The sequence below is a fragment of the Herbaspirillum sp. SJZ099 genome, assembly GCF_007828355.1.
Classification (GTDB): domain Bacteria; phylum Pseudomonadota; class Gammaproteobacteria; order Burkholderiales; family Burkholderiaceae_D; genus Herbaspirillum.
The window spans coordinates 1-13,381 of sequence record NZ_VIUO01000015.1 but is presented as its reverse complement, the minus strand read 5'-3'; the positions used below and the strand labels follow the sequence as shown (position 1 = coordinate 13,381).

The 13,381-nt window shown below is 63.3% G+C and carries 15 protein-coding genes; 5 read left to right on the top strand and 10 right to left on the bottom strand.

The window, feature by feature from the left end:
- The first annotated feature begins 3 nt into the window (after positions 1 to 3).
- Positions 4 to 1,410, top strand: coding sequence for an MFS transporter (locus tag FB597_RS19700; protein WP_186442826.1), 1,407 nt, complete (start codon positions 4 to 6; stop codon positions 1,408 to 1,410).
- Between the two features lie 3 nt (positions 1,411 to 1,413).
- On the opposite strand, the gene FB597_RS19695 is transcribed toward FB597_RS19700, so the two are convergent.
- Positions 1,414 to 2,340, bottom strand: a complete 927-nt coding sequence (locus tag FB597_RS19695) for a LysR family transcriptional regulator (RefSeq protein WP_144770469.1) — start codon at positions 2,338 to 2,340, stop codon at positions 1,414 to 1,416.
- 131 nt (positions 2,341 to 2,471) lie between these two features.
- On the opposite strand from FB597_RS19695, the gene FB597_RS19690 reads away from it, so the two are divergent.
- Positions 2,472 to 3,230: a 3-oxoacyl-ACP reductase family protein gene (locus FB597_RS19690; RefSeq protein WP_141914249.1), complete on the top strand. Its 759-nt coding sequence runs from the start codon at positions 2,472 to 2,474 to the stop codon at positions 3,228 to 3,230.
- A 168-nt stretch (positions 3,231 to 3,398) separates the two neighbouring features.
- Here FB597_RS19690 and trpC read toward each other — a convergent pair whose 3' ends face one another.
- From trpC to rpe, 7 genes are all read right to left on the bottom strand, one after another.
- Complete coding sequence (gene trpC / locus FB597_RS19685) at positions 3,399 to 4,199, bottom strand: indole-3-glycerol phosphate synthase TrpC (protein ID WP_141914248.1); 801 nt, start codon at positions 4,197 to 4,199, stop codon at positions 3,399 to 3,401.
- 14 nt (positions 4,200 to 4,213) lie between these two features.
- Positions 4,214 to 4,846 (bottom strand): LysE family translocator, encoded by a 633-nt coding sequence (locus FB597_RS19680; protein ID WP_141914247.1) that lies wholly within the window; start codon positions 4,844 to 4,846, stop codon positions 4,214 to 4,216.
- A gap of 22 nt (positions 4,847 to 4,868) precedes the next feature.
- Complete coding sequence (gene trpD / locus FB597_RS19675) at positions 4,869 to 5,906, bottom strand: anthranilate phosphoribosyltransferase (RefSeq protein ID WP_144770468.1); 1,038 nt, start codon at positions 5,904 to 5,906, stop codon at positions 4,869 to 4,871.
- Between the two features lie 38 nt (positions 5,907 to 5,944).
- Positions 5,945 to 6,520: an aminodeoxychorismate/anthranilate synthase component II gene (locus FB597_RS19670; protein WP_141914245.1), complete on the bottom strand. Its 576-nt coding sequence runs from the start codon at positions 6,518 to 6,520 to the stop codon at positions 5,945 to 5,947.
- Positions 6,521 to 8,017 carry an anthranilate synthase component I gene (gene trpE / locus FB597_RS19665; RefSeq protein WP_144770467.1) on the bottom strand — a complete coding sequence of 499 codons (1,497 nt, stop codon included), beginning with the start codon at positions 8,015 to 8,017 and terminating at the stop codon, positions 6,521 to 6,523.
- A 320-nt stretch (positions 8,018 to 8,337) separates the two neighbouring features.
- Positions 8,338 to 9,018, bottom strand: coding sequence for a phosphoglycolate phosphatase (locus FB597_RS19660; RefSeq protein ID WP_144770466.1), 681 nt, complete (start codon positions 9,016 to 9,018; stop codon positions 8,338 to 8,340).
- Positions 9,019 to 9,049: 31 nt separating this feature from the next.
- On the bottom strand, positions 9,050 to 9,715 hold the full coding sequence (gene rpe, locus FB597_RS19655) for a ribulose-phosphate 3-epimerase (RefSeq protein WP_141914242.1): 666 nt from the start codon (positions 9,713 to 9,715) through the stop codon (positions 9,050 to 9,052).
- A gap of 243 nt (positions 9,716 to 9,958) precedes the next feature.
- On the opposite strand from rpe, the gene apaG reads away from it, so the two are divergent.
- Positions 9,959 to 10,333: a Co2+/Mg2+ efflux protein ApaG gene (apaG, locus tag FB597_RS19650; RefSeq protein WP_144770465.1), complete on the top strand. Its 375-nt coding sequence runs from the start codon at positions 9,959 to 9,961 to the stop codon at positions 10,331 to 10,333.
- 42 nt (positions 10,334 to 10,375) lie between these two features.
- Here the strand turns inward: apaG and FB597_RS20360 are convergent, their stop codons facing one another.
- Positions 10,376 to 10,624, bottom strand: coding sequence for a hypothetical protein (locus FB597_RS20360; RefSeq protein ID WP_186442827.1), 249 nt, complete (start codon positions 10,622 to 10,624; stop codon positions 10,376 to 10,378).
- On the opposite strand from FB597_RS20360, the gene FB597_RS19645 reads away from it, so the two are divergent.
- Positions 10,524 to 11,762, top strand: coding sequence for a murein transglycosylase A (locus tag FB597_RS19645; protein ID WP_141914240.1), 1,239 nt, complete (start codon positions 10,524 to 10,526; stop codon positions 11,760 to 11,762). The two genes, FB597_RS20360 and FB597_RS19645, sit on opposite strands and share 101 nt — an antisense overlap.
- 95 nt (positions 11,763 to 11,857) lie before the next feature.
- Here FB597_RS19645 and FB597_RS19640 read toward each other — a convergent pair whose 3' ends face one another.
- Entirely contained in the window at positions 11,858 to 12,295 is a 438-nt protein-coding gene (locus FB597_RS19640; protein ID WP_144770464.1) for a universal stress protein, read from the bottom strand.
- A 158-nt stretch (positions 12,296 to 12,453) separates the two neighbouring features.
- Between FB597_RS19640 and FB597_RS19635 the strand changes: the two genes are divergently transcribed.
- On the top strand, positions 12,454 to 13,230 hold the full coding sequence (locus FB597_RS19635) for an enoyl-CoA hydratase (protein ID WP_183405823.1): 777 nt from the start codon (positions 12,454 to 12,456) through the stop codon (positions 13,228 to 13,230).
- The last annotated feature ends 151 nt before the right edge of the window (positions 13,231 to 13,381 follow it).

Genomic DNA, 13,381 nt, shown 5'->3' with positions numbered 1-13,381 from the left:
CGCATGCTGCCCTACATCGTGGCGGCAACCTTTTTCATGGAGTACCTCGATACCACCATCATCGCCACCGCCTTGCCGCAGATGGCGCAGTCCTTCGGCGTCGGCCCCAATGAGCTGAGCCTGGGCATGACGGCCTACATGCTGACGCTGGCGGTGTTCATCCCGATCAGCGGATGGGTGGCCGACCGCCTGGGCTCGCGCACCGTGTTCGGCGCGGCGATCGTCATCTTCACGCTGGCTTCCATCCTGTGCGGCTTCTCGCAGAACGTGGTGGAGTTCACTGCGGCGCGTGTGCTGCAAGGCCTGGGCGGCGCGATGATGGTGCCGGTCGGGCGCATGATCGTGGTGCGCAGCACCGGCAAGGCCAACCTGATGAAGGCGATTGCCACCATCACCTGGCCGGCCATCGTGGCGCCGGTGGTGGGGCCGTCCATCGGCGGGTTCATCACCACTTATGCGTCGTGGCACTGGATCTTCCTGATGAACGTGCCGTTCGGCATCGCCGCGTTCGCCGCCGTGATGCTGATCGTGCGCAACGACCACGGCGCCAGCAAGCGTCCGCTGGATCTGGTCGGCTTCGTGCTCTCGGGCGCTGCGCTGACCTCGCTGCTGTACGGCACCGAGATCGCCAGCCACATGGAGTCCAACCTCAAGGTCGCGCTCGGTTTCATCGCCGGCGGCATCGTGCTGGGCTGGTTCGCGTATCGCCACGCCCAGCGTGCCGAACATCCGCTGCTGGATTTTTCCAACCTGAAGATTCCGACCTATTCGGTCACCGTCGTCACCGGCTCGTTCACGCGCATCGGCATCGATTCCGTGCCTTACCTGATGCCGCTGATGTTCCAGATCGGCTTCGGCCTGTCGGCTTTCCAGTCGGGATTGCTGCTGCTGGCGACCGCCCTCGGCAACCTCGGCATGAAAGCGTTCACCACGCGGGTATTGCAACGTTTCGGTTTCCGCCGGGTGGCCGTCAGCAATGCCGCCATCGCCGGCTGCCTGATCGTCGCATGCGGGCTGTTGACGCCGGATACGCCATTGCCGATGACGCTGGCCGTGATCTTTTGTTACGGCCTGTCGCGTTCGATGCAGTTCTCGACGCTGGCCACGCTGGCCTACGCCGACATCAGCGATGCGCGCAAGTCATCGGCCAGCACCTTGTGGAGCGTGGCGCAGCAGATGACCATCGGCATGGGGATCGCCTTCGGCGCGCTGGCGCTGCGTATCGCAGCCTACTTCCGCGGCGAGTCTATCGATGCGGCCGGCGCGCATTTCACCTTGGGCGATTTCCAATGGGCATTTGCCATGGCCGGCGCGGTCACGCTGGTTTCGCTGCAGGGGTATCGCGGCCTGGCGCGCGATGCCGGCAGCAACATCGGCGGCGGCATGCGTGCGGCGCAGCCCAAGGGCTGAGGTTCAGCGTATTGCCGAGAAGCGCTCCGCCAGCTTTTGCGCGCGGAAACGCTCCACCATGAAATCCACGAACACCCGCGTCTTGGCCGGCAGCAGCCGCGCCGCGGTGAAGTACAGCGACAGTATGCCGCTGTCCACGTACCAGTCCGGCAATACCCGCACCAGCGCGCCGCTGTCCATGTAGACCACCGCGTGCGGCATCGAGACCAGCGTCACGCCCAGGCCCATCGCGGCAATCTCGCAGGCGGCGTTGGGATCGTTCACCGTCATTTTTACCTTCAGGGCGACCGGGGCTTGCGTACCGTCGCGGTCGCGTAGCGTCCATGGGCGTATGCGCCCGGTTTGCGGGGAGCGGATCAGGATGCCGTCGTGCTGCGGCAGGTCTTGCGGGGAACGCAGCGGTGCATGGCTGGCGAGATAGGCCGGGGAAGCCAGCAACACGCGATGCGCCGGCCCCAGCTCGCGCGCCACCACGCCGGGCGAGAGTTCGGTGCCGCCGGCGATGGCGGCATCGAAGCCTTCGGCGATCAGGTCCACCGGGCGGTTGTCGAAATGCCAGTCGGGCGAGATGGCGGGATAGCGCTGCAGGAAGTCGCCCAAGAGCGGCACGACGTATTCGCGCCCGAACCCGCTGCCCATGCTGACCTTGAGCGTGCCGGCCGGCTGCCCGCCAGCGCTGGCCAGGTTGGCCACCGCGTTGCGAATGGTCTCGAGGCCGCCGCCGACTTCCTGCAAGAACCGCTCGCCGGCTTCGGTCAGCGTCAGCTTGCGCGTGCTGCGCTGGAACAGGCGTACGCCGAGATTGGATTCAAGCCGGGCGACATTCTTGCCCACCGCCGCCGAAGTCAGGCCAAGGCGGCGGGCGGCAGCTGAAAAGCTGCCGGCATCGGCCGAGGCGACGAAGCACTCGATGCTGTTCATGGTTTCCATTTTTTGATTTTAAACCTTTGGTTTAAAAAGAAGATAGTGATTGCCATCTAGTGTTGACATAATCTGACGGCGATACTTGCTTCAACCCAGCAGGGTTTAACGCTTAACCACACTGAACCAGGAGCAAGATCATGTCGAACCAACAATCCAATCCATCCCTCGTGTCCAAGGTCGCTTTCGTGCAAGGCGGCTCGCGCGGCATCGGCGCCGCAATCGTCCGGCGCCTGGCGGCGGAGGGCGCTACCGTCGCCTTTACCTATGTCACCTCGCCGGACAAGGCGCAGGCGCTGGTCAGCGAAGTCGAAGCCGGCGGCGGCCGTGCGCTGGCGATCCAGGCCGACAGCGCGGACGCCGTCGCGCTCAAGCAGGCCATCAGCATCGCGGCCGAAACCTTCGGCCGCCTGGATATCCTGGTCAACAACGCCGGCGTGCTGGCGCTGGGCCCGGTCGAGGAGTTCAAGCTGGACGACTTCGACCGTACGCTGGCGGTGAACGTGCGCAGCGTGTTTGTGGCCACGCAGGAGGCGGTGCGTTATATGAAAGAAGGGGGCCGAGTGATCACCATTGGCAGCACCAATGCCGAACGCATGCCGTTCGCCGGCGGCGCGGCCTACGCGATGAGCAAGTCGGCGCTGGTCGGTCTGACCAAGGGCTTGTCGCGCGATCTCGGTGCGCGCGGCATCACCGTGAACAACGTACAGCCCGGCCCGGTGGATACCGACATGAATCCGGACAGCGGCGATTTCGCCGAGACGCTCAAGGGGTTGATGGCATTGCCGCGTTACGGCAAGGTGGAAGAGGTCGCCAGCTTCGTGGCGTATCTGGCGGGGCCGGAAGCGGGATATATCACTGGCGCCAGCTTGTCGATTGATGGCGGTTTCTCTGCCTGATGCGAAAAAGCCGTTTCCCCTGTTGCCAGGGGAACGGCTTGATCGTTATACGTTGTTGCGCCTTCGATACGCGGTGTTGCCGCTACTCAGTCCGAACGGGCAATCAGGACATTTCCGTTCGGACTGAGTAGCCGCTCTGCGGCGTATCGAAGGCGCGTCGGTGTCGATTCAGGCGAACAAACGCGCCAGCTCCACGCCCGGCTCAGGCGCGCGCATGAAGGCTTCGCCGACCAGGAAGGCATGCACGTTGGCGTCGCGCATGCGCTTGACGTCGTCCGGCGTGGCGATGGCCGATTCGGTGATCACCAGCTTTTCCGGCGGGATGCGCGGCAACAGGCCCAGCGTGGTGTCCAGCGTGGTCTCGAAGGTGCGCAGGTTGCGGTTGTTGATGCCCAGCAGGCGGGTCTTGAGCTTCAGCGCGGCGTCCAGTTCGGCGGCGTCGTGCACTTCCACCAGCACGCTCATCCCCAATTCATGGGCGCAGGCTTCCAGCTCGGCCATCAGGCCGTGGTCCAGGGCGGCCACGATCAGCAGGATGGCATCGGCGCCCCAGGAGCGGGCCTGGTAAACCTGGTAGAGGTCGACCATGAAGTCCTTGCGGATCACCGGCAGCGCGCAGGCGGCGCGCGCCTGCTTCAGATAGTCCGGCGCGCCCTGGAAGAATTGCTCGTCGGTCAGCACCGACAGGCAGGCTGCGCCGTGCTGTGCATAGCTGACGGCAATATCGGCCGGGCGGAAGTCGGGGCGGATCACGCCCTTGGATGGCGAAGCCTTCTTCACTTCGGCGATCACGCCGGCATGGCCGGCGGCGATCTTGTCGCGCAAGCCGCCTTCGAAGCTGCGCAGTTCGGAACGCAGTTCGCTGTCGGATTCGACGTCGCGGCGCAGGCTGGCGAAGTCGCGCTGCTTCTTGGCCGCGCGGATTTCCTCGGCCTTGACGTCGAGGATCTTGTTGAGGATGTCGGACATGATGTTCCTGGAAATTATTTACGTTCGTCCAGCGCCAGGCGCACCGCCAGCGCGCCCAGCATGGAACCCATGATGTAGCGTTGCGCGCGCAGCCAGCCCTGGTTGCGGGCGAAAAAGCCGGAGATGCCGGCGGCCGAGAACACGATCACGGAGTTGACCGAGAAGCTGATGGCGATCTGCGTCACGCCCAGCATCACGCTTTGCAGTAGCACGTTGCCGTGTTCGGGATGGATGAATTGCGGGAACAGCGACATGTAGAACACCGCCACCTTGGGATTCAGGACGTTGGTCAAAAAGCCCATGCGAAACAGCGTGGCAGGCGAGTCCGGCGGCAGTTCACGGGTCTGGAATGGCGAGCTGCCGCCCGGCTTGACCGCATTCCATGCCAGCCACAGCAGGTAGGCGGCGCCGGCCAGTTTGACGATGTCGTAGGCCATCGGGATGGCCAGAAACAGCGCGGTCAGGCCGAAGGCGGCCGCCGCCATGTGCACCAGGAAGCCGACCGCCACCCCGCACAGCGAGATGATGCCGGCCGCGCGCCCCTGGCAGATCGAGCGCGATACGCAATAGACCATGTTGGGGCCGGGCGTGAGCACCATCACCAGCGAGGCGAGGGCGAAGAGCAGAAGGTCGTGGGGGGCGATCATGATGATTCTCCGGAGGGGCGGGTCAGTGCTTGCCGCCCAGTTGGCGGGTGACTTGTACGAACTGGTCGAGCTTGGCGCGCGCGGCGCCGCAGGCGATGGTGGCGCGCGCCTTGTCCAGGCCCGCGGCGATGGACGGTACGGCGCCTGCCGCGTACAGGGCGGTGGCCGAGTTGAGCAGCACGATGTCGTGCACCGGGCCGGGTTTGCCTGCCAGCGCTTCGAAGATTTTTTCCTTGGACTCGGCGGCGTTGGCAACCTGCAGGTTGCGGCTGGCGAACATCGACAGGCCGAAGTCTTCCGGATGGATCTCGTATTCGCGGATCTCGCCGTTGACCAGTTCGCCCACCATGGTGGCGCCGCCCAGCGTGACTTCGTCGAGGTTGTCGCGGCCCCAGACCACGATCGCATGCTGCGCGCCCAGGCGCTGCAGTACGCGCACCTGGATGCCGACCAGGTCGGCATGGAATACGCCCATCAGGATGTTGGGAGCGCCGGCCGGGTTGGTCAACGGCCCCAGGATGTTGAAGATGGTGCGCACGCCCAGTTCCTTGCGCACCGGCGCCGCGTGCTTCATGGCGGCGTGGTGGTTGGGCGCGAACATGAAGCCGATGCCGGTCTGGGCGATCGACTGCGCCACCTGTTCCGGTTGCAGGTTGATGTCGGCGCCCAGCGCTTCTAGCACGTCGGCGCTGCCCGACGAGGACGACACGCTGCGTCCGCCGTGCTTGGCCACGCGCGCGCCGGCGGCGGCGGCCACGAACATGGAGGCGGTGGAAATGTTGAAGGTGTGCGCGCCGTCGCCGCCGGTGCCGACGATGTCGAGCAGGCCGGTGGTGTCGGCCATCGGCACCTTGGTGGCGAATTCGCGCATGACCTGGGCGGCGGCGGCGATCTCGCCGATGCTTTCCTTCTTCACGCGCAGGCCCATGGTGAGGGCGGCGATCATCACCGGCGACATCTCGCCGCCCATGATCTGGCGGAACAGCGTCAGCATCTCGTCGTGGAATATCTCGCGGTGTTCGATACAGCGCAGCAGCGCTTCTTGCGGTGTGATGGGCATTTGTCTTTTCCGTTGGAGTCGATGGGACCGTGCGCGGCTTACGCGTGCGCGCTGCCGGTCAGGAAATTCTTCAGCAGCGCGTGTCCGTGTTCGGACAGGATCGACTCGGGGTGGAATTGCACCCCCTGCAAGTCGAACTCCTTGTGGCGCACGCCCATGATTTCGCCATCGTCGGTCCAGGCCGTCACTTCCAGGCAATCGGGCAGCGTGGCGCGCTCGATGGCCAGCGAGTGGTAGCGGATCACCGTATAAGGGCTGGGCAAATCCTTGAATACGCCCACGCCGGTATGCGCGATCCTGGAGGTCTTGCCATGCATGACCTGCTTGGCGCGGATGATGTTGCCGCCGAAGGCTTCGCCGATGGCCTGGTGGCCCAGGCATACGCCGAGGATGGGCAGCTTGCCGCTGAATTGCTTCAACAGGTCGACGCAGATGCCGGCTTCCTTGGGGCTGCAGGGGCCGGGGGAGAGGCAGATGCGCGCCGGGTTCAGCTTCCTGATCTCATCCAGCGTGATCTCGTCGTTGCGGATGGTCAGCACTTCCTCGCCCAGCTCGCCGAAATATTGCACCAGGTTGTAGGTGAAGGAGTCGTAGTTGTCGATCATCAGCAGCATTTAGATTTCTCCGTCCAGGCCGTCTTGCACTTGTTCCGCGGCACGCAGCACGGCGCGCGCCTTGTTTTCGGTTTCTTCCCATTCCATTTCCGGCACCGAGTCGGCGACGATGCCGGCCGCGGCCTGCACGTAGAGCGTGCCGTCCTTGATGACGCCGGTGCGGATCGCGATGGCCACGTCCATCTCGCCGCCGAAGGAGAGGTAGCCGCAGGCGCCGCCGTAGATGCCGCGCTTGGTTGGCTCCAGTTCGTCGATGATTTCCATCGCGCGCACCTTGGGCGCGCCCGACAGCGTGCCGGCCGGGAAGGTGGCCTTGAGCACGTCGAGGTTGGACATGCCGGGCTTGAGGATGCCTTCGACGTTGGAGACGATGTGCTGCACGTGCGAATATTTCTCGATCACCATCTGGTCGGTGACCTTGACGCTGCCGGTGGCGGCGATGCGGCCGATGTCGTTGCGCGCCAGGTCGATCAGCATCACGTGCTCGGCGATTTCCTTGGGATCGGCCAGCAGTTCGCGGGCCAGTTGCTCGTCGCGTTCGATGGTGGAGCCGCGCGGGCGGGTGCCGGCCAGCGGGCGGATGGTGATCTTCTTCTGGCCGTCGCCGATGGATTCGTTGCGCACCAGGATCTCGGGCGAGGCGCCGACGATCTGCATGTCGCCGAAGTTGTAGAAGTACATGTAGGGCGACGGGTTCAGCGAACGCAGCGCGCGGTACAGCATCAGCGGCGAATCCACATAGGACTTCTTCAGGCGTTGGCCGATCTGCACCTGCATCAGGTCGCCGGCCATCACGTATTCCTTGGCGCGGACCACGGCTTTCAGGTATTCGTCCTTGGGGAATTCGCGGACGGTTTCGGTGCGCACCGATCCGGTGGTCACCGGGGCGTCGGCCGGGCGACGCAGCATGGCGCGCAGGTCCTTGAGGCGCTGGCGCGCCTTCGAATAGGCTTCCGGCCGGGTCGGGTCGGCGTAGACGATCAGGTAGAGCTTGCCGGAGAGGTTGTCGATCACCGCCAGCTCTTCGGTCAGCAGCAGCTGGATGTCGGGCAGGCCGAGGGTGTCCTTCGGCGCGCTGCCTTCGAGGCGCTTTTCGATGTAGCGCACGGCGTCGTAGCCGAAATAACCGGCCAGGCCGCCGCAGAAGCGCGGCATGCCGGGGCGGATCGCCACCTTGAAGCGCGCCTGGTATTGCGCGATGAATTCCAGCGCATTGCCTTCGGCGGTCTCGACCACGGTTTCGTCCTTCAAGACTTCGATCTTGCTGCCGCTGCAGCGGATCTTGGTCGAGGCCGGCAGGCCGATGAAGGAATAGCGCCCGAAGCGCTCGCCGCCGACCACCGACTCCAGCAGGAACGTGTTCTTGCCGGTGTTCTGGCTTTGCGCCAGCTTGAGATACAGCGTGAGCGGCGTCTCCAGGTCGGCAAAGGCCTCGGTGATGAGGGGGATGCGGTTGTAGCCTTCGGTGGCCAGCGATTTGAATTCGAGTTCGGTCATATTCACTCCAGACCGCTATTGTAGAACACGCAGCGTGGGCCTCGACGCAGGCTGCGCGCAGGATATGCGCGCATACAGCGGGGGCCGGAAGCGGACTCTCGTCAGCGGTTTCGTTAAAGAAATGCGGGAAATGCAGTGTTGCAACAACGTCCTGGCAGCAGGCGCGGCCAAGGGCAAGGCATCAGTCAATGTGCCTGGAATTGCCAGCGTCGCCACAGCCAGGCCTCAGGGGCGGCTGTATGTTGGGCGGTGCGTTTGTTGTTGCGAAACATTGATGTGCTGGTCGCGGTTTGGTGTGTTGGCCGGAGATTGACAGGGTGTCAATCCGCCGAGATTTGCTGCGCTGCTTCGAAAAGCGTTTGAACTATACCATCGGAATCGACATCGTGTATAGATTCGCCGTGGTTGTAGCCATACGGCACGTTGAGCACGCGGCAACCGGCCGCGCGCGCGGCCTGGGCGTCGTTGGAGGAGTCGCCGATGGCCACCACCTGCGTCGGTTCCAGGCCGAAATCCTGGCATACCTGCAGCAGCGGCATCGGATCCGGTTTCTTTTTTGGGAAGGAGTCGCCGCCGTAGACCACGTCGAAAAAGCCGCGCAGGCCTTTCTTGTCCAGCAGCGGCAGCGTGAACGAGAGCGGCTTGTTGGTCACGCAGGCCAGCCGCAGTCCCTTGTCCTTCATCGCCTGCAGGCCTTCCTTGACGCCCGGGTAGAGCGCCGAGAAGTCGCCGTTGATGGCGAGGTAATGCTCGGTGTAGGAATCCAGCGCCTGCTGGAAGTACTGTTCGGCCTCGTCTTCGGCGTAGTCCACCGCCAGCACGCGGCGCATCAGGTTTTCGGTGCCCTTGCCGACGAAGTTGACGATCGTTTCCTGCGCCAGCGGTTGCAGTCCCAGCTCGGCGCGCATGCGGTTGACGGCGACGTGGAAGTCGCCGGCGGTATCGAGCATGGTGCCGTCAAGGTCGATGATGGCGGCTTTGATGTGGTTCAGCTGGCTCATGGCGTGGGGCGGGAAGTCGAATGGGGACGGATCAGACCTGTGCCAGTTCGGCGCGCATGGCGTCGATCACGGCCTTGTAGTCCGGCTTGCCGAAGATGGCCGAGCCGGCCACGAAGGTGTCGGCGCCGGCGCGGGCCGCCGCGGCGATGTTGTCGATCTTGATGCCGCCGTCCACTTCCAGCAGGATGTCGCGGCCGGATTCATCGATGCGGCGGCGCACTTCGGCGATTTTCTTCAAGGCCTCGGGAATGAAGGACTGGCCGCCGAAACCGGGGTTGACCGACATGATCAGCACCATGTCGATCTTGTCCATCACGTGGTCGAGGTAATGCAGCGGCGTGCCCGGGTTGAACACCAGGCCGGACTTGCAGCCGTTGTCGCGGATCAGTTGTAGCGAACGGTCGATGTGTTCCGAGGCTTCCGGGTGGAAGGTGATCAGGTTGGCGCCGGCTTTGGCGAAGTCGGGGATGATGCGGTCCACCGGCTTGACCATCAGGTGCACGTCGATGGGAACCTGCACGTGCGGGCGGATCGCTTCGCACACCAGGGGGCCGATGGTCAGGTTGGGCACATAATGGTTGTCCATCACGTCGAAGTGGATGAAGTCGGCGCCGGCGGCGACGACATTGCGCACTTCCTCGCCCAGGCGGGCGAAATCGGCGGACAGGATGCTGGGGGCGATACGGTAGGTCGGCATGGCTGAAATGAAGTGATGGCTTGATCGACGGCGGCTTCCGGGGCGGGCCGGCCCTTGCGTTGGCGGGCCGGCGGACGAGGGGCCGCAAAAGGCGTTATTTTACTCCTATGGCCCCTTCTTTGATGAGCTGGCGCAACCCTGCGGCTTGCGCTGCATGCTGAATTCGTGTGCAATCTGGGGTGTTTGCGCCAAGGCGCGAATTTCCGCCCGGCACACATCATCACAACAAAACAGGACACCCACATGGCAGCGTATGAGTTTACGGTGACGGTCAAGACGCAGTATCTTGAGGAGCAGTCCGATCCCTCGCGCTCGCACTATGTGTTCGCTTATGCGATCACCATCGTCAATACAGGCACCGTGCCGGCGCAACTGATCTCGCGCCACTGGGTGATCACCGATGCCAACAATCATGTGGAGGAAGTGCGCGGCCTGGGGGTGGTGGGGCACCAGCCCTTCCTGCAGCCGGGGGAGCAGTTCGAGTACACCAGCGGCACCGCGATGAAGACGCCGCAGGGCAGCATGCATGGGGAATATTTCTGTGTCGCGGAGGATGGCGAGCAGTTCGATGTGCGCATCCCCGAATTCGTGCTTTCGCTGCCGCGCACGCTGCATTGATGCGGGCTGTCCCGTCCATCCGCACGAAGGCATGCGGATTTTTTATTCCTTGCCGCTGTCTTCCTTCTCTCGCGCATCCGGCCTGGCTGCCGGCGGGCCGGATTTCTCCTTGCGGCCTGAAAACATGGTCCACCAGACGATGAAGACCAGGACAAAAAGGGCGGCGCAGGCCTCCAGAATCAACCACAACATGAATTCGTCTCCGATGTTATTGAACCGTCTTGCTACTTTTTCCGTGTTTCCCGTGCTGAAGCGCCTCAGTGTACCTGCATTGGCGGTATCGACTGCCATGCTGCTGGCGGCCTGCCAGACCACGCCGCCGGCGACTACTACCGCACCGTCCACGACCAAGCCATCCGTGCGGCCCGGGCCGGCCATGCGCGCGGCCAGCTTCTCGCAACTGCCGGGCTGGAACAACGATGACCTGCGCGAGGCCTGGCCGGCGCTGCAGTCGTCCTGTTCGGTGCTGATCCGCAGGCCCGAATGGCGCGCGGCCTGCGGCGCGGCGCAGCAGGTCGATGCTTCCGACCAGGGTTTCCTGCGCGCTTATTTTGAAACCTATTTCACGCCTTACCAGTTGTTCAATCCGGACGGCACCGATTCCGGCCTGGTCACCGGCTATTACGAGCCCTTGCTGCGCGGCTCACGCCGCCGCGCCGGCCCGTACCAAACGCCGCTGTATCAGGTGCCCGACGATTTGCTGACGATCGACATGGCCAGCGTCTATCCCGAACTGAAGAACCTGCGCCTGCGCGGCAAGGTGGTCGGCCGCAAGGTAGTGCCCTATCCCAGCCGCGCCGAGCTGACGCAGTCTAACGCGCTGGACGGCAAGGAGCTGGTGTGGGTGGATGACCCGGTTGAGGCCTTCTTCCTGCAGGTGCAGGGCTCGGGCCGGGTCTACCTGCCGGAATCCAGGGAAACCATCCGCCTGGCCTATGGCGACCAGAACGGCCGGCCCTACAAATCCATTGGCCGTTACCTGGTCGACAAGGGCGAGATGACGCTGTCGCAGGCCTCCGCCCAGAATATCAAGGCCTGGGTGCAGGCCAATCCGGCGCGCAAGGAGGAACTGCTCAACGCCAACCCTAGCTATGTCTTCTTCCGTGAAGAAAAGCTGCCTGACCCGTCCAAGGGGCCCAAGGGCGCGCAAGGCATTCCGTTGACACCGCAGCGCTCGATCGCCATCGACCCGCAGCATGTGCCGCTGGGGGCGCCGGTGTTTTTGTCGACGACCCAGCCCAACAGCGACCGGCCGCTGCAGCGCCTGGTGGTGGCGCAGGATACCGGAGGCGCCATCCGCGGCGTGGTGCGGGCGGACTACTTCTGGGGCTTTGGCGATGAGGCGGAAGATAAGGCGGGCTCGATGAAGCAGCGGGGGATGATGTGGGTACTGCTGCCCAAGGGAATGAATCCGCCGAGCGGCAATTAAGTTTCTTTTATGCAATCAAAACCTGCCCCTGTATATATAGGGGCAGGTTTTTTTGTTTCCTGTATTCCTATTTATATAAGGGAATAGGGAAAAGACTAGCGCAGAACCAGAACCGGAACGCTTGAATGCGCCAGTACCTTCTGGGTCTTGCTGCCGAGAAAGATGCGTGAAAGTCCGCTGCGGCCATGCGAAGCCATGAAGATGACGTCGCATTGGTAGGTTTTGGCGGCATTGACGATTTCCTCGTCCGGCGCAAACGATAGCATCGTGGCGGTCTGGCAGGGGACGCCGGCAGCCTGGGCGGCGTCGGCGATCTTTTTGACGTGCTGCTCAGCCAGCGAGCGGACGTTGTCCTCATACAGGCCGGGGTCGATCGCCATCGAGCTCTCGGCCAGGGGGGGGAAGGGGTAAGGCTCGGCGACCGAGATGCCGACGATCTTGGCGCCGCAATGCTTGGCGTAGTCGATGGCATTGACGATGGCCTTATCGGACCGTTCGGACCCGTCGGTAGGAACAAGTATGGTCTTGAACATGAGAGCCTCCTTATATGATGTGTGTTGAAGAGGTACTTCCACTATAGTCTTTGATGTCCTTGCCCGCCTGAAATTCCGGTGTGCGATTGCGCCAAGTCAGATTTGTTGATTATTCTGGCGCATGCCATTTACCAATCATCAACAAGAAGGAGACTTGCATGAGCTATGAAAACATCCTGGTGGAAACCCAGGATAAGGTCGGCCTGATCCGCCTGAATCGCCCCAAGGCGCTCAATGCCCTGAACGATGCGCTCATGAGCGAGCTGGGGGAGGCGTTGCTGGCCTTCGATGCCAACCCCGATATTGGCTGCATCATCATTACCGGCAGTGAAAAGGCCTTCGCCGCTGGCGCCGACATCGTCGGCATGGCCAACTACAGCTATATGGATGTATTCAAGGGGGAGTTCATCACCCGCAACTGGGAAACCATCCGCCGCGTGCGCAAGCCGGTGATCGCGGCGGTCGCCGGCTTCGCCCTGGGCGGCGGTTGCGAACTGGCGATGATGTGCGACTTCATCCTTGCCGCCGACACCGCCAAATTCGGCCAACCTGAAATCAAGCTGGGCATTATCCCCGGCGCCGGCGGCACGCAGCGCCTGCCGCGGGCCATTTCCAAGGCCAAGGCCATGGAAATGGCCCTGACCGGCCGCATGATGGGGGCCGAAGAGGCCGAACGCGCCGGACTGGTCTCGCGTGTCGTCGCTGCCGACCAACTGCTGGACGAGGCGCTGGCGACGGCCAGGACGATTGCGGAGATGTCGCAGCCGGTGGCGATGATGGTCAAGGACTCGATCAACCGCGCTTATGAATCCACGCTGGCTGACGGCATGAAATACGAACGGGCGTTGTTCTATAGCTGTTTTGCTACCGATGACCAGAAAGAAGGGATGAAGGCTTTCATTGAGAAGCGTGCGCCGGTCTTCAAGAACGCCTGATTGAGATTATTCTCGGGCCTCAGACGCAAGGCCCGGATAGCGAAAATGCCCACCCTGTTAGGGGCGGGCATTTTTTTTGAATTATTTCCGTACAACGAGGCGTGCCGCAACGCCAGTGCTGGCGCGGGTTTGGCGGTGGAGGTTGGGTGTG

Excerpts from the sequence above, each read along its gene's own strand:
- FB597_RS19700 (WP_186442826.1), top strand. The coding sequence starts at position 4 with ATGCTGCCCTACATCGTGGCGGCAACCTTTTTCATGGAGTACCTCGAT.
- FB597_RS19670 (WP_141914245.1), bottom strand. The coding sequence starts at position 6,520 with ATGCTGCTGATGATCGACAACTACGACTCCTTCACCTACAACCTGGTG.
- FB597_RS19635 (WP_183405823.1), top strand. The coding sequence starts at position 12,454 with ATGAGCTATGAAAACATCCTGGTGGAAACCCAGGATAAGGTCGGCCTG.
- FB597_RS19680 (WP_141914247.1), bottom strand. The coding sequence starts at position 4,846 with ATGATCGCCCCCCACGACCTTCTGCTCTTCGCCCTCGCCTCGCTGGTG.
- FB597_RS19690 (WP_141914249.1), top strand. The coding sequence starts at position 2,472 with ATGTCGAACCAACAATCCAATCCATCCCTCGTGTCCAAGGTCGCTTTC.
- FB597_RS19660 (WP_144770466.1), bottom strand. The coding sequence starts at position 9,018 with ATGAGCCAGCTGAACCACATCAAAGCCGCCATCATCGACCTTGACGGC.
- trpD (WP_144770468.1), bottom strand. The coding sequence starts at position 5,906 with ATGCCCATCACACCGCAAGAAGCGCTGCTGCGCTGTATCGAACACCGC.
- rpe (WP_141914242.1), bottom strand. The coding sequence starts at position 9,715 with ATGCCGACCTACCGTATCGCCCCCAGCATCCTGTCCGCCGATTTCGCC.
- apaG (WP_144770465.1), top strand. The coding sequence starts at position 9,959 with ATGGCAGCGTATGAGTTTACGGTGACGGTCAAGACGCAGTATCTTGAG.
- FB597_RS19695 (WP_144770469.1), bottom strand. The coding sequence starts at position 2,340 with ATGGAAACCATGAACAGCATCGAGTGCTTCGTCGCCTCGGCCGATGCC.
- FB597_RS19645 (WP_141914240.1), top strand. The coding sequence starts at position 10,524 with ATGAATTCGTCTCCGATGTTATTGAACCGTCTTGCTACTTTTTCCGTG.
- FB597_RS20360 (WP_186442827.1), bottom strand. The coding sequence starts at position 10,624 with ATGGCAGTCGATACCGCCAATGCAGGTACACTGAGGCGCTTCAGCACG.
- FB597_RS19640 (WP_144770464.1), bottom strand. The coding sequence starts at position 12,295 with ATGTTCAAGACCATACTTGTTCCTACCGACGGGTCCGAACGGTCCGAT.
- trpE (WP_144770467.1), bottom strand. The coding sequence starts at position 8,017 with ATGACCGAACTCGAATTCAAATCGCTGGCCACCGAAGGCTACAACCGC.
- trpC (WP_141914248.1), bottom strand. The coding sequence starts at position 4,199 with ATGTCCGACATCCTCAACAAGATCCTCGACGTCAAGGCCGAGGAAATC.